General features: G+C 46.9%; 12 protein-coding genes. 5 read left to right on the top strand and 7 right to left on the bottom strand.

The window, feature by feature from the left end; all coding sequences use genetic code 11:
- Positions 1-102 precede the first annotated feature (102 nt).
- The gene (locus KI742_RS18845; RefSeq protein ID WP_213968528.1) at positions 103-1116 is read left to right on the top strand and encodes an SPOR domain-containing protein; all 1014 of its coding nucleotides are present in this window, start codon (positions 103-105) and stop codon (positions 1114-1116) included.
- Between the two features lie 208 nt (positions 1117-1324).
- On the opposite strand, the gene KI742_RS18840 is transcribed toward KI742_RS18845, so the two are convergent.
- The 5 genes from KI742_RS18840 to KI742_RS18820 all read right to left on the bottom strand — a co-directional run bounded on the left by KI742_RS18840 (position 1325) and on the right by KI742_RS18820 (position 8884).
- Positions 1325-3646: an acid phosphatase gene (locus KI742_RS18840; protein WP_262592313.1), complete on the bottom strand. Its 2322-nt coding sequence runs from the start codon at positions 3644-3646 to the stop codon at positions 1325-1327.
- A 262-nt stretch (positions 3647-3908) separates the two neighbouring features.
- Positions 3909-5468, bottom strand: a complete 1560-nt coding sequence (locus KI742_RS18835) for a hypothetical protein (protein WP_262592314.1) — start codon at positions 5466-5468, stop codon at positions 3909-3911.
- A gap of 2 nt (positions 5469-5470) precedes the next feature.
- The gene (locus KI742_RS18830; RefSeq protein WP_005379118.1) at positions 5471-6043 is read right to left on the bottom strand and encodes a sigma-70 family RNA polymerase sigma factor; all 573 of its coding nucleotides are present in this window, start codon (positions 6041-6043) and stop codon (positions 5471-5473) included.
- 2 nt (positions 6044-6045) lie between these two features.
- Positions 6046-7518: a chromosome partitioning protein ParA gene (locus KI742_RS18825; protein WP_206225447.1), complete on the bottom strand. Its 1473-nt coding sequence runs from the start codon at positions 7516-7518 to the stop codon at positions 6046-6048.
- Positions 7519-7531: 13 nt separating this feature from the next.
- Entirely contained in the window at positions 7532-8884 is a 1353-nt protein-coding gene (locus KI742_RS18820) for a serine/threonine-protein kinase (protein ID WP_137281616.1), read from the bottom strand.
- 219 nt (positions 8885-9103) lie between these two features.
- On the opposite strand from KI742_RS18820, the gene KI742_RS18815 reads away from it, so the two are divergent.
- From KI742_RS18815 to KI742_RS18800, 4 genes are all read left to right on the top strand, one after another.
- On the top strand, positions 9104-10111 hold the full coding sequence (locus KI742_RS18815; RefSeq protein ID WP_175413419.1) for a substrate-binding domain-containing protein: 1008 nt from the start codon (positions 9104-9106) through the stop codon (positions 10109-10111).
- Positions 10112-10166: 55 nt separating this feature from the next.
- The gene (locus tag KI742_RS18810; RefSeq protein WP_285385024.1) at positions 10167-11102 is read left to right on the top strand and encodes a LysR family transcriptional regulator; all 936 of its coding nucleotides are present in this window, start codon (positions 10167-10169) and stop codon (positions 11100-11102) included.
- Between the two features lie 268 nt (positions 11103-11370).
- Positions 11371-11775, top strand: a complete 405-nt coding sequence (locus tag KI742_RS18805) for an SMR family transporter (RefSeq protein ID WP_005379135.1) — start codon at positions 11371-11373, stop codon at positions 11773-11775.
- Positions 11772-12101 carry an SMR family transporter gene (locus tag KI742_RS18800; protein ID WP_005478614.1) on the top strand — a complete coding sequence of 110 codons (330 nt, stop codon included), beginning with the start codon at positions 11772-11774 and terminating at the stop codon, positions 12099-12101. Before KI742_RS18805 ends, KI742_RS18800 begins: the two co-directional genes overlap by 4 nt.
- Before the next feature lie 1425 nt (positions 12102-13526).
- Here the strand turns inward: KI742_RS18800 and edd are convergent.
- Entirely contained in the window at positions 13527-15323 is a 1797-nt protein-coding gene (gene edd, locus KI742_RS18795) for a phosphogluconate dehydratase (RefSeq protein ID WP_136976605.1), read from the bottom strand.
- Positions 15323-15847: a gluconokinase gene (locus KI742_RS18790; protein ID WP_047103696.1), complete on the bottom strand. Its 525-nt coding sequence runs from the start codon at positions 15845-15847 to the stop codon at positions 15323-15325. Before KI742_RS18790 ends, edd begins: the two co-directional genes overlap by 1 nt.
- Positions 15848-15870 lie beyond the last annotated feature (23 nt).

Here is a 15870-nt window from a genome sequence, read left to right as displayed (position 1 = left end):
GGATGCAAATTCCGGCTCTTTTTTTGCTAGTTATTCTTTGTTCACATTTTTTTGGCGCTTTTCCGCCATGATGACCTTACCCACTAATTTAGAGTGAAGTGTATGGATATGAAGAAGGCCCAACGCCCATCTAACGTCTTCCAAGCAAGCCTGGCTTTGGGTTTGTTGCTAGTATGCGCCCAGTTTTCTAATCCAGTTGAGGCGGAGGAGTTCCTTTGCCAAGCCACTCAAGCCAGCGAGAAAGAATTACCGATGCTTGAGAAAACGTGCCCAATTGGTAACGGAGTATGGGGAAAGAAAGTGCCGCAAGGAGGCAACTACCTCTACTGGATTCAATGCGGATTACTACCAAAGCCAATGTCACTCGCGAAAGCAAAGCCGCTTTACAGCAAGATTACGACCGACGTGTGGATGAAGCCTGAATCCAAAGGTTATCGCTGTTTGATTGGGCCTTACAAAGATCTGTCTGATGCGAGGGGAGATTTGCGAGGAGTCAAAACCTTGTCGAATTACAAAGAGGCGTTCATCCGCGTGGTTGGAAAAGAGAATAAACAGTCTACGACACTATCTAAACCCGCTGTGCCGTCGAAATCAGCCGCATCTTCGGTTAAGCCAACACCGACGGTGACCCCGAAACCCGCGCCAGTTCCTGCTGTGCGAGCTGATACCGACGCCTTTAAAGCGCGGGCAGAGAAGCCAGATACCAAGGCAAAAAGTTCGCGTGATAGCTCTTCGTCTAAGCCTGTTGCTAAGACCAAAGCGAAGCCAATTGTCACTGGAAATGATGACATTGAAGTTCGGTTGAGAACTTCAGTACAGGGCAAAACGTACGTGGTCCCATATTTACTCGATCACCATAATCAGTTTTACATGGAACATGGTAAGCCGTGGAACCGCCTCAACTACGAAAACTCGCACAAAGTATGTCAGCAACTGGGTATGAGCTTAGCCAACCCAGCAGAGTTTAAAGCGCTGAGGGCGTCTGGGGTGATGGAAAAAAATCAATGGCCACTGCAACTGCCGTATTGGGGCAAAGATAAGAAAGGTTTGTTCGCCGATCGTGAGCCCAATCAGCTCACCGGGACCTCATTATTGAACGTGGTGTGCGTGAAATAACGACTCAGATATTGTGGTCAAAATATAGAAGAAAGCCCCGAGTTCGGGGCTTTTTTGCGGTCTCAAATATTATCGCTATTTGAGTGGCGTTTCTTTGTGACAGTTAGAGCAGATATACACTTCTTTGATGCCGACCAATCGTTCCCAAAATGTTCTGCGTCTTCTACGCAAATGCACGCTATCACAGCAAGGGTTAACGATGGTTGCTTTAGTCATCATCACCAGGCTCCAAAATCGGTAGTGAACTCGCGATGCTTGTCATGGCTTCTTTGCTGTTAGAGTACAGACCATATTCCGGTGCGGATTCATGACCGTTTTGTTCTTTACTCCAACGAATACCAATATAAAAGTCACCAAAATCGCGGTTGATGTAACGATGACGAGTTTTGTAATCTGACTCTGAGCCTGTTTCTTCTAGAATCAGCAGTTCACGGTCTTCATCATTCTGGATTTCCCAATTACCTGGAGTTTGGAATCCTGTTGGCATGAACGAAGTGTAGTTGTAAGTATCAGTGTCGTATTCGTACGCACCTGACGAGTATTTCAGGACTGTGTCGTCGCCTGTGCCATTACTTTCTACCATCAAGTCATGCTCTACCGTGCCTTGTTTGATGTGTTCTGCAACCGAAAGTGATTCTGCGAATGGGGTATTGCTTGAGTCCATCCAGAACAGCTCATCATCTGAGATTTTAACGATCATTTGAGTGCCGTTATGCTCGGTTTTGTGCTGGTACAACATTTCATACTCGTCGCCGTAGCTGTTGTATAGCTTGCCGTCTTTCAACTCAACGTCGTTACAGTCTTTATTGTTGTATTCTGTGTAACCAGTTTGTTGGTCCAGATCGGCAAGAATGGCGTAAGCATCGTGTTCCCATGTGTCTTTTAGGAAGTCACTGATGTTCGCTTTGTACTCTTGACTCATCTCATCGTGGTTTGAACCCCAGCAGAATAGTAGGCCTTCAGAATCTTGCATCAACATGGCGTAGCCGATTTCACCATCTTTCTGTGCAAAGCTACCCATTTTCCATTCTTGACCGTTGAAGTGCTCGTGAGTGAAGCCCAAAGTCGGTACTACTGGTGGTGGCGTGACGCCTTCGATAACCGTTGGCATGCTGAGCGCAATTTGTACCGCGGTATGACCATCTGTTGCGCTAATCGCAAGTGTTGCTCCAGCTTCACCTGCTTTTGTTGGTGTGCCTTTAATGGTGATAATTGCATTACCATCCTCAGATACTGTTAGACCTTCAATGTCCACATAGTCCGCTGAGTAGTCGGTGATATGACCGTCTTTATCTTGGAACAAGCTAGAAATATCGAGCGTTTGTTCAAACACTTCACCTTGTTGTAGGTACCAACCATCAACGATGGACTGCAGATGCGCTTGTTCTGTTTCTACAACCATTGGTGGTAAGTTTGCCGATTCGATTTCGAACTTAAATACGGTGCTTACCGTACCCAAAACCTTACCTGACGAATCAATGTCTTGCGCCGTTAGAACAATCTCAAAATCACCAGCTTTCTCTACGATTGCAGTTGGTTGTAGAACAATCAGGTTGCCAGTTTGCACAACTTCAATGCCTGTGCCTGCAAAGTTGTGCGTCAGTTTGGTTGTCACAAGGTTTTGGTCTTTGTCTGCAAATAGACCTTCAATGTCTAGCTCTAAGCCATCAAAGTCCACGCCTTGTACGATTTTTGGTAGTTTTTCTAGCTTATCTTTAGCTGCCTTTTCGACGATTTTGTTTACGGTTAGCTTGTTATTAACTGCCGTTTCAGGTGCTAAGGTGTCGCTGTCTGGGGTCGCGTCAGTGATGATTGGACGTAGATTTGGGTCATTGATGTTTTCGCCAGATGCAACAAGACGTTCCACTTCTTGGTTTGCCGCTTGAGCAAACTCCGTGGCTTTTTTCTCGTAGTTCGTTGGGTTTTGTGCTTTCGAGTCGGTCAGAATCTGAGCGGTTTTATGTAGTTCGGCGTTTTTTGTCGCACCTTCAACAAAATCACTGTACAGATCAATTGGTGCTTCTTCTGAGCCTCCTAGCGCTTGGTTTACTTTCGCTTTCGCGTCTTCTTCACTAATGGCTGGATCTTTTGCCATTTCAATCGCAACAAGGTCCGTGATAGGTGAAATCACGTTTGACGATGTTGGTGCACGGAATACGATTTCGTGCGCCATAGCTTGGCCTGGATGATCCATATCAACCGTGTATTTGCCAGCGTACTCTTTCGCATCCAAGGCGATGAGCTGTTTCTGCTTTGAACCGTTTGGTGTGATGGTCTGTAGCGCTAGAGTGCTTTCTGGTTTTGCATCCAATTTCAGTTGACCTTTCTCATCGGTCAGACCAAGGAATGTTTCTTGAGTGTCCCATTGGCCGTTGTTGTTCGTATCTTCAAAAACAACGGCATGCTTGAAGTAGCCGTCAAAACCTGTGATCACAACGCCGTCGTTAGCACTGTTTGAACCACCATCTGAACCGCCACAGCCTGTAAGAGCGATAGCCACTGACGCTGCTAGTAAACTCACCTTATTCATTATTTATTTGTCCTTGTTTCGTTTCCGAATGAGAAAGTCGCTTTTTTTATTATTTTTTTCTTTATATCTCACTAGTGAGATATAAGAGAGTGGTGTCTTTTTAATGACTATTGAGCTTAGGTTCAAGACACGAAAATCCGCACAAAACCCGTAAAATTTATTTCTATTTTTTGTCTATGATGGAAAATTTATAATTTGATCACGGTTCCAGTTTTATTTTGGGAATGATTGTTTTGTTAATATAACCACCGGTAAAAAAGGTTTATTGGGTGTCTCTAAGGACAGGGGCGTGATAAATCATGTTGATCTTAAATTCCTCAACGCGATCAGCAAATTGAGGGTGAGGTTTAAGCACATAACTGTAGACTTCGCCTGGAATGAATATGTCGTAATCTGTGTATTCAAGGTTGTAAAACATAAATGTTCGTTGCCAGTAATTATCTGGCCAGTCAGCACAATGTATTGGTGTCACGTTGTCAAAATCCATTGAGCTAGAGATAATATCGGCAAACTCTCCTCGCCCAGCTACGATAGAGCTGTACCAGTAAAATAAATAATCATGACAAAAGAGGTCATGTTGATTTGATTTCATATTGAGATCAGAGTCCAGTTTGTGCACTGGTTCGTTACCCTGAACACTTCTATCAAATATGTAGTTGCTAGCAGTCCCGTTTATGTAACCTCCTCCTGAAATTGGGAAGAGGTAGTCAAACGACGTTCCTTGATATTCGTACTCGCCAGTGTGGACATTGATGCGCTTTTCCATCGATTGCTTGTTCTTTTGCATGGTGTAGCTTTCGAATTGTTTACCATCAAACACGGTGATGAAGTAGTTCCGAGTATCTTCATGAACCTGAGATGGGTATTCTTTTTTGATGGTCCAAATTTGGCGTACACCTTGGACATAAACGATCAACGAGTCATCACTGATTTTGTACTTGCCCACTTTTTTCAAGTCTCCCTTTTCAGGACACTGGCGTTTGTTGTGTGAGGCGGCATAACTTACTTCGCCCCCCTCAAACTGAAAGGCCTCGCAATACACCACTTCATACGCGTACGCGATACCGGCAAGATTTTGTGTCGTCTCTAGGCGATAAACTACATCGCCAACTAACGGATGTTCTGTGTCATTTTGATCGGGTGTGATAACGGGTAACTCAAAGCGCGTTGTGACCCATGCATGATCGCTATTACCGTGATAATCATCGCGCGCTGCTACCGCCAAATATGTGGTGGTTTTTATTTCCTCAGGCGCTCCTTGCACCATCATTTGTCCTTGGTTGAGGACTCTTAACCCATTGGCGTTTTCAAGCCAAATCTGAGTGGTGAGGAGATCGCCATCTGGGTCTTCAAAAAGCTGGTTAAGGTTGAGCGAATAACTCACCGGAGAGTTTTGTTTCAGCTCCCAAGCATAAATAATGGTTTGTAGCTGCTGTTCCACAGTGAGGTTGATGATGGGTTTATTATTCTCTGATGGGTCCTCTTGTGGTCGGCTGTTCTTATCACCCAATGCTGACTCGTAAAACGTGTTGTCTTCTGTGGTATGAAATGGATTCGTAACAGGGCCTGGTTGTCCTAAAAGGGCGGAGTTAAATGCGTCATCTCCCGCTTTTTTATGAGTGCGATCCAACGCAGAACCTGTCAACGCTTGCTTTACTTCAACTAAAGATGTGCGCTCATATTGACGATGTGCTTGCTGGGTTGACTTGTCGGCGTTGTCTGACGAGTCTTCCACAGATGCCAAATTGTGTTTGTTTGAAATGAAGTAAATACCGAACAAACCGACGCATACTGCGCCGATTATCCAAAGCTTTTTGTTCATGATTACGTGTGCGCCATTCGTGATTGTAGCCAACTGCGAGAGAATTTGAGGTCTTTCTCTATCAGGCTTGCGCTGCATTCGAGTAGCTCACTGATTTCTTGGTTTTTCATGCCCATTAAATACTTGAGTTTGAGTGCGCTCGATTGGCGTGGATAGCGGCTACTGAAACTATCCAGAGCTTTATCCATGATAATCAATTGCTCGAAACGATCTTCTTCATCTCTCATCAATGTAATGTGTTGACGCTTTTGTGCTTGGTGCGAGCGTGCGTTGTCGATCAAAATTTGACGCATCACTTTGGCGGCCATCAAAAAGAAATCGCGCTTTGTTTCAATTTCACTCATGTCGCAGTTGGACATTTTCAGGTAAGCATCATGAATTAATGCCGTGGTGCTGTTGACGCTGTCTGCCAGTACTTTGTTGTCGGTGCCGTACTTTTCTGCATTTCGTTCACGCTCATGTTGGGCGATCTTACGCAACTGTAAATAAGCAAACTGATAGAGCTCGCTCTCAGCTCGTTTATCACCAGATTGCCATTGTTGAATGATTTGTGTCAGTGCTACTGCTGTTGCCATGGTTATACATCCTCGCTCACTTTGACAAATTCAGAAATGGTGTGGGTTTCAATGCGATCGGAACCGTCTTGGTTGCGCAGAACATTTTGTTGATAGCGATATAAAATGCCTTGCTCCCAAGTTGCACCAGCTGGCAAGTATTCCCAGGTGGTGTAATTGATTTCGGATGGGGTTGTTGACCAACGTACCATGACGTTCATTTGCGCGAGTTCGGCTTTGGGATCGCTATTGTTGACCCACCACATGTCGGCAAATTCGCGGGTAACATCTTGGGTGTACAGGCTTGTATCGGTTGGGCAGGTGTCCGTATTTTGCGGCAGTCGCATGACTTGTTGGTGGCGCATCAATAGGCACGATTGTGTCATGGACTGTTGGTGGTATTCGGTTTGCTGCCACACGCCGAGGTAGTCAATGTCGTGTTCGCTAGTATTGGGATACGTAAACCAGAGCATTTCTGTGCGGTTATTGTGTTGGATGTTTTTTTTACGCCCGAGACCTTGTACTTTTTCCATCAATAACTCGGTGCTCGGATCAAAATTGAGGGCAACGGAGCGGTACTTCCAGTCGCCTTCATCATCGAAGTCTTCGAGAGAGAAGCCATTCAAGTCGTTGCGGGTGCACCCTGTGATTGAACAACCAACGATATTAAACCAATCCGCAAACTTGCTTATCGGTTCGACGACATCTTCCGTGATAGGGCGCTTCATCGAGAGGAAGCAGCCTTGAAAATGATCGCCAATGCTTGGGTGTTCAATCAATGAGTCTTTGGTGATGGTGAATCGAGTTTCACCAATAGGAGGACGATATTTGGGATGATGCTGATAGCGTAGATCGTAAGCACAAGCGCGGCCTTGCCAATCCTTCTTTTTGATGACGATGTTTTTGAACGTCATGTCGCGAGGTTCAAAAATGATCTCATCAGAGGAAAAATTTTTTTCAATGTACTGCTGGCTTTCGTTTAGGTGCTCAATCGCCTCATTGACAGATACCCAATCGAGATTGAGGTAGCGTTTAGCGTCATCCAGGTAATTGAGATCAAGGCCTTTGAGCTGGCTTTGAAAGTGAGGATCAGACAGCACACGGTTTGCTAGGACAATTTCCTCACGATTCTCAGGCGTGCTGTCGAGAGAAAGCAGCAGACGCGTCATATTGATGCTGCGGCTAGGTTTGGTTGTCGCCATCGTCGGCGTCAGCACTTCTTGGCTTGATAAGGTCGTCAGCAGATAACCTTTATCATCGTTACCAAGGAAGAAGCTAATTACATCACCGGGTTGGTAATGAAATGCTCCTTGCTGAGTGACGCCAGTGATATTGGAACTGGTTTTGTAATACAGGCCAGTCACTGGGGCGTCGATAAAGTAGCCTTGCTTCAAGGTTGAAGCTGGTGGGTGTGAAGTGGCAGCTGAAACGTCTGCTGCCAACGTGGACGTAGCCGTCAATGCAGACAGCCAAAATACCACTGAACGTGTATACATCTTGTTTTAAGCCTTATTGGTTGGTGCTGTCCTTAGACGCACAATTTGGCTGACAACTCATTGGTGTAGTTAGGTGCTTCTCTGGCACCGGTGTCATCATCGCCAACAACATTTTTTGTTTTATATGTTTGGGGATATCTGGGTTAGAGAGTATCCGCCTTCGTGTTAACTCCATCATGGAGTTCACTGAGAGATGTTCGACATTTTGCCCCTTCGCGTGGAAGATGAGGCGAGTCATTTCGTACATCATATCTTCTGCAATCTTCTTCTCTTGTTGCAGTTGGATATTCTTTTGCATCATGGCGCTGCCAAATAGCACACCTGATAGCACGATGATGCCTGACAATGCAGAAGCAAGAGGGCGCCGTTGCACCAAGCGAAAGGCGCTATACAAAGGCCAGTGTTTTTTCTGCTCGATAGGGCGACGTTCGATAATTCGCTCGATATCAATGCGTAGCGCTCGTACATCTGAGTATCGCACTTGAGTGGCAGGACGCGTTGCGCGTCTTATCACCCAGTAAACATCAGACCAAATTGTTGGTGATGGAAACATCAAAGCGAGAATTTTGCCCAAGGAGTACACGTCGCTTTGCTCTGTTAGAACCAGTCCTGCTTGCTGCTCTGGGCTAGCAAAATTTTGGCTAAACGCAATCAGCGCTGAGGGTGAGTCTTCTCGGTTAGAGTGCGCTTTTTGAGTCAAGTTGAAGTCAAGCAGTTTGGGACGCTTGCTACGATCAATCAGTATATTTTCTGGTTTTAGATCGGCATGCAAAACCTGGTGCTGATGGGCGTGCTCCATCGCCTGACAGATCTGCTTAAACAGCAGCAGCTTCTCCGTTTTTTCTAGCTTATTTTCAGATAGGTACTCATCCAAAGTTTGACCAAACACCCGCTCCATCACGATGTAAACCGAATCTTGATGGAGACCGCCGTCAAACACTTTCGCGATGTAAGGATGGTTTAGACGCGCGAGAAGTTGAGCTTCATCGAAGAGTGCGCGTTGCCCTAACACATTGCTCAAATTGCTTTGAATAAACTTGATAGCCAGATCTTGCTCGAACGTTTCATCTGCACGTAGAGCTGCGTATACGACACCCATGCCACCACGCCCCAACTCATGAGTTAGGCGGTACTTACTGATGATTTCTCCGCTTAGATCGACGTCTTGGTTCGTTGCCTGATGAGCACCAAAATAAAGTAACTGCGTTAGTTGTTCTTCCGGTGTCTCGTTGGCTAAAAGAGGAACGAGTTGTCGATACAGCTCAGGTTGACTTCGTTGCAATGCTTGGAGGTATTGCTGCTTTTGGGAGTCGTCCAGATCAAGCAGGTGGTAGTAAATCTGGGTTTCGCTAGAGCCTAACTGCACTGTGACTAATGTCTTATTCTTTTAGGTACGGCATTTTATAAGAACTTTGATATAAATGTCATTTATTTATTCGGTTTTGATTCACAATCCATGAAACGCAATTTGATGGCTAATGGAGTAATAACGTCATGATTTTGCGAATTATTTTCACTGAGCTTGTCGGCAGAGAGTCTATTCGTCATAATGTTACTTGTAACATTACTGATAAATCACATATTTATGGCTCAACAGAATAAGAAAACTCGTACGACATTGCAGGATGTCGCAGACCAGGTTGGCGTCACGAAGATGACCGTTTCACGCTATATGCGTAACCCTGAATCGGTGGCAGAAAAGACTCGGGCCAAGATTGCGACTGCGATTGAAGAGATGGGTTACATCGAAAACCGTGCACCGGCGATGTTGTCAAAGTCCTCCAGTAAAGCCATTGGTATTTTACTGCCGTCTTTGTCCAACCAAATTTTTGCTTCCTTTGTTCAGGGCATAGAGATGGTGACCAAAGCCAATGGCTATGAGACGCTTTTAGCGCATTTTAGCTACGATGAGCTTGAAGAAGAGCGCAAGATCGCGTCATTACTCTCTTATCAAGTCGATGGGCTTATTCTAACTGAAAGCCATCACACGCCGCGTACATTACAGATGATCAAAAATGCGGGCATTCCGGTGGTCGAAACCATGGAACTGCCATCGGAGCCGATTGATATGGCGGTTGGACTCGATCATGAAGATGCGTCGTACACCGTGGTTAAGCAGATGCTAGATACGGGGAAGCGTACAATCGTCTATTTTGGCGCGCGTCTGGATACGCGAACCAAATTGCGGATGCAAGGTTACGATCGCGCGATGACAGAAGCAGGGCTAGAACCCAAACATGTATTAACTGGTGATCATTCTAGTTTTTCTTTAGCGCATGATTTGCTCGAACGCGCACTGGAAACGCACCCAACGCTCGATGGGGTGTTCTGTACCAACGATGACATCGCAATTGGCACCATGCTGAGTGCGCAGCAACGTGGCATTCAAGTTCCACAGAAATTGGCAGTGGCGGGCTATAACGCGCTGGATATCGGTCAAACCATCAGCCCGAAACTGACCAGCGTTGATACACCGCGTTTCCAAATTGGTGTAAAGAGCGCAGAGCTATTAATTGCGCGCCTGAAAGGCGAAACGCAAGAAGAAAAAGTCTTCGATATGGGGTATCAGATCACGTCGGGAGAGAGTGTTTAACTAATTGTTAACTGCTCTTTGTATTCGCTCATCAATGGTATTGGTAGGTTAGGGTATGGCACATCAGCTGGATGCATTGGATCTCAACTTAATGCGTTTATTAAAAGCCGTGGTGGAAAACCGCAGCATCAAGCTGGCCGCAATGCAGCTTGGCATTTCTCAACCGAGCGCCAGCCGCGGCGTGATGAAGTTGAAGCAAGTGTTTGATGACCCGCTTTTTGTGCGTAAAGCACATGGGGTAGAGCCATCACCCATGGCGATTCGTCTCGCCGCCGAGTTCGACAATATGGTTGCACCACTGGAAAAAGTGGTGCAAGAATTTGAAGTGTTCGACCCACTGCAATACCAAGGGCAGATTGCGATTGTAACTGACCCTTATTTGATGGATGAACAAGGGCAGCGACTGCTCACTGGCTGTCATCGAGCCTTTCCCAAAGCGCACTTTGCTTTTTCCAGCTGGAATACTTACTCGCACGATGAAATGTTAGAAGGCGAGCACGATTACTGCATTCTTGACCAAGAGACCGAGCTGTCGAAAGACATTTACATGCGCCCGTTATTCGTTGAAAAACGAGTGGTTTTGGCGCGCAAAAACCACCCAACGTTGTCGAAAGTCAGCAATGATTGGGACACGGTGTCCAAACTACCACTCGTCTCTTTGCCTGCGCCTGCGTCATATAAACCGCTTTGTACCGTGGAGTCCGAGTATCGACGCATGGGTTATGAGCCAGTAGTGTTACTGAAGTCCTATAATTTGCGTTTGGCTTGCCAAATGTTGCAAGAAACCGACGCGATTATGTATGCCAGTCAAAGCTCGGCATTGTTGATGCCAGAACTCGCCTCTTACGCAATGCCACCCGTTAATCGTGAGTTTAGCCAGTTTGTTGTCTCTGGCGGTTTCCTTCAAACCAACCGCAACCATCCTTTGCACAGACACCTACATAAAGTGGTGCGACAAACCCTCAATACGCCGCTGATTTTTACGCAGTGACGTCACCTGATGGCATCCGCTGAATGAGAGAGCAGATGCTTTAACCTTATCAATATTGTGTGATTACATAGACAACTTACTTCTTAAGATATTCAAAAATGAATATCTCAATTACCTGTCTCTTTTTCCTACCCAGCGCTAACCTTATCTCAAATAGTCAGGAGAAGTGGCTCATTTTTATCTTTTAACTTTTTGAATGTCGATACAGGTACGCGGCATTCACCATTCTCCGTTATGCATTTTTTTAATTTCTGATGGAGGATTAATCATGCTAGTTGCACGTCTATTTTTATTGCTCGCCATCGTTGCCGAAGTGGCTGGCACCAGCACTATGTCTCTTATCGGACAAGGGCACGGGTGGTGGGGCTACATCGTAATGTATGTGCTGATCGCAATCTCTTACTACTTTCTCGCGTTTGCCGCGAAGAAAATATCTATCGGTGTGGCATACGCTGTCTGGGAAGGGTTGGGTATCTCGTTGATCACCGTGGTGTCGATCATCGCCTTTGATGCCAACTTAAACCATCAAGAGTTGTTTGGTTTGATGTTAGCCGTTGTTGGCATTGTGTGTGTGACCTTAGGGGAATCACATGGTCAACCTAACGCCAAGAAAAATGCCGATAAACCGGCAAAAGAACGTTCATTTTCTACTAGTACAAGGTGCGAATCATGAGTCAATTTTTTACGATGTCATTTGGATTTGTCGTGATGGCTGCCTTGGTCGATATCATGGCCAATATGGCGCTGACACGCTCAAAAGGTTTTAAATATAAAGGCTGGGGCATTGCGGCGATTGTGTTGGTACTGACAGCATTCACGCTGTTGGCACAAGCGGTGAAAGAGATCGACTTAGCCATTGCTTATGCCTCTTGGGGTGCGATCGGTATCTTGGGTACCGCAGTGGGTGGAGCCTTGCTGTTTAAGCAGAAACTCAAGCCAATCGGCTGGTTTGGTATCTTTGTGGTGATTGCTGCGGTCGTGGTGATGAAGACCGCTTGATATAATTTACTGAATGCTAGATATCGTCATTCTGAGCAGCAAGAGACGAGCGTGATTCAGGATCTACCAACAAAAAGTGCTGTAGCAGAGGTGTTTTCTCTGGATTCACAGCACGTTGAGAGTAGATTCCTGATCTCGCTTAGGCTCGTCGGAATGACGGATTCATTCGTTTTTAGAAAGAACAGAGGCCAATCCTAAAGTTCGTCATTTTGAACAGCGAGGGACGAGCGTGATTCAGGCTCTACCAACAAAAAAGTGCTGTGGCAGAGGAGTTTTCTCTGGCTTCACAACACGTTGATAGTAGATTCCTGATCTCGCTTAGGCTCGTCGGAATGACGGATTCATTCGTTTTTTAGAAAGAACAGAGGCCAATCCTAAAGTTCGTCATTCTGAACAGCGAGGGACGAGCGTGATTCAGAATCTACCAACAAAAAGTGCTGTGGCAGAGGAGTTTTCTCTGGCTTCACAGCACGTTGATAGTAGATTCCTGATCTCGCCTAGGCTCGTCGGAATGACGGATTCACTTTTTTAGAAAGAGCAGTGACCAATCCTAAAGCTTGCCATTCTGGACAGCGAGGGACGAGCGTGATTCAGAATCTACAAACAAAAAGTGCTGTGGTAGAGGGGGTTTCTCTGGCTTCACAGCACGTTGATAGTGGATTCCTGAGCTCGCCTAGGCTCGTCGGAATGACGGACTCATTCATTTTTAAAAAGAACCGAGGCCAACTCCAAAGCTTGCCATTCTGAATAGCGAGGGACGAGTGTGATTCAGAATCTACCAACACAAAAGTGTTTCGGCAAAGGGGGTTTTCTCTGGCTTCACAGCACGTTGATATTAAATTCCTGATCTTGCTTGGGCTCTTCGGAGCGACGGATTCATTCGTTTTTAGAAAGAACTGAGGCCAATTCCAACGCTCGTCATTCTGAACAGCGAGGGACGGGCGTGATTTAGAATCTACCAACAAAAAGTGCTGTGGCAGAGGTGTTTTCTCTGGCTTCACAGCTCGTTGATATTAGATTCCCGATCTCGCTTAGGCTCGTCGGAATGACGGATTCATTCGTTTTTAGAAAGAGCGGTGGCCAATCCCAAAGCTCGTCATTCTGAACAGCGAAGGACGAGCAAGAGTCAGAATCTACCAACAAAAAGTGCTGTGGCAGAGGAGTTTTCTCTGGCTTCACAGCACGTTGATATTAAATTCCTGATCTTGCTTGGGCTCGTCGGAGCGACGGATTCATTCGTTTTTTAGAAAGAACCGAGGCCAATCCCAACGCTCGTCATTCTGAACTGCGAGGGACGGTCGTGATTCAGAATCTACCAACAAAAAGTGCTGTAGCAGAGGGGTTTTCTCTGGCTTCACAGCACGTTGATATTAGATTCCTGATCTCGCCTAGGCTCGTCGGAATGACGAGGTCTTTCTTCTCGCCTTAAACAATAAAGCTTGCGCCTTCTTCTGCACTCGATACGTTTTGGCGGATCACGCTAAACAAGCCTCGTCCCCAAGTTTGTTGGGTCGATTCGGTATCGAAATGAATCAACTCGCGACCAGTGGTATCGCTTAAGTTGTTCAGTTCGCCCGTTTGGCAATCCAGATGAATCAAATCACCGTTGCGCACCAAACCAATCGCGCCACCACGAATGGCTTCTGGAGAAACGTGAATCGCAGACGGAATTTTACCGGATGCACCAGATAAACGACCGTCCGTCACTAGCGCGACTTTAAAGCCCGCTTTCTGCACGTTGCCGAGGATTGGCATCAGTTTATGCAGTTCAGGCATGCCGTTTGCCGCTGGGCCGTTGTGTGTGACCACAACGATGCAGTCTTTGTTCAGCTCGCCACGTTTGTATGCGGCTTCCACTTCGTGTTGGCATTGGAATACGATCGCTGGTGCCACAATCACGCGTTGCTCTTCTTTCACCGCAGACACTTTCACCACGGCTTTGCCTAAGTTGCCAGTCAATACGCGAGTGCCGCCAGTATTTTGGAATGTGGCGTCTGGTTTGGCGATCACGTCACCGTCTTGGCTGCCTTGGCACGATGTCCAGGTCAGTTGGCCATCGACAAGGCTCGGTAGCGTCATTTGGTCTTCAAATTCACCAAACACGGGTTTCACATCGCGATGCAAAAGCTCGGATTGGTTCAAGCGGTGCAATAACGCTGGCACGCCCCCCGCGTCTTGGAACGCGTTCATATCGGCTGGGCCGTTCGGGTAAACGCGCGCTAATAAAGGAACCACATCCGACAGATCGCTGATGTCTTGCCAGGTGAGCAAGATGCCAGCAGCACGCGCCACGGCGATCATATGAATGGTGTGATTGGTGCTGCCGCCAGATGCAAGTAGAGCGATGATGCCGTTGACCAAGCTCTTTTCTGTGACCACCTCGGCCAGCGGACGGAAGTGTGCAGAACCCGCCGTCATTGAGGCGATTTTCAGAGCCGCGTGATTGGTTAACGCTTTACGCAGTTGGGTATGGGGATGAATGAATGCCGAACCTGGCAGCATCAAGCCCATGGCTTCGAACACCAACTGGTTGGTGTTGGCGGTGCCGTAAAACGTGCATGTACCCGCAGAGTGGTAAGCGCGACACTCCATATCCAGCAGAGCGTCTTTGCCGACTTCACCCGCTGCGTATTTTTGGCGCACGTCGACTTTCTCTTCGTTGCTGATGCCTGTTGCCATCAGACCCGCTGGTACAAACGCAGTCGGCAGGTGCGCGTAAGACAGCGCGCCCATCAGTTGCCCCGGGGCGATTTTGTCACAGATGCCAAGCAGTAATGTGGCATCAAAGACATTGTGGCTCAAAGACAACGCCGTTGATTGCGCAATTAAGTCACGCGAAAACAGCGACATATCCATGCCGGCTTGACCTTGAGTCACCCCATCGCACATCGCTGGCACACAACCTGCGACTTGCGCTGTATGTCCGTAGTCCGCCAGCACTTGTTTGATTTGCGCTGGGTAGTCTTGGTACGGCTGGTGGGCGCTCAACATGTCGTTGTAGGCGCTGATCAGCGCGACATTGGCATGAGTAAAATCGAGAATATTTTTCTTTTCAGAAGAGCAAGATGCGGCGACTGCATGAGCTAAGTTACCACAAGATAAACCAACACGGCCTTTGCCAGCTTCGGCTTGCACTTCGGTGCGAGCAAGAAACGCAGCGCGCGCTTCACGGCTGCGCTCGGTCAAACGTTGTGTGACCTCAAGAACAATAGAGTGAGTCATTACGCCACCTCGATCGCTTGCATTTTGATTAGCTCAGTAGCAGAGCGTTCCACCACGTCGCTGATGTCTCCGTCGATACTGACGATCAGAGTTTGAGGCTCGTTGTCTGGGCGCTCTAGTGTCTCGAATTGGCTCTTCACCATGTTTTCTTTCATGAAGTGGCCTTTGCGCATACGCATGCGATTAAGGATCAACTCCATATCGCCATCAAGGAACAAGAAGGTCACGTTGTTGTTACCTTCGCGGATCTGATCGCGGTAAATCTTTTTCAGTGCTGAACAGACAATAATGCCGTGTTCGTTTTTGCTTTCTAGGCTGTACGCCGCATCACGAATGCGTTCTAGCCATGGCTTGCGATCATCATCGTTCAGAGGCTGGCCCGATGCCATTTTCTGAATGTTCGCTCGTGGATGAAGATCATCACCATCAATGAATTTACGCCCTAGCTTTTTCGCTAGATGCTCACCAATTGTGCTTTTACCACTAGCACAAACGCCCATAACGATGACACTACTACCAGCCATAACTTATCCTCATAACCAAATTT

The sequence above is a fragment of the Vibrio sp. D417a genome, from assembly GCF_030248595.1.
Taxonomy (GTDB): domain Bacteria; phylum Pseudomonadota; class Gammaproteobacteria; order Enterobacterales; family Vibrionaceae; genus Vibrio; species Vibrio alginolyticus.
The sequence above is the reverse complement of the archived record's forward strand: the minus strand, read 5'-3'. Positions and strand labels throughout refer to the sequence as shown.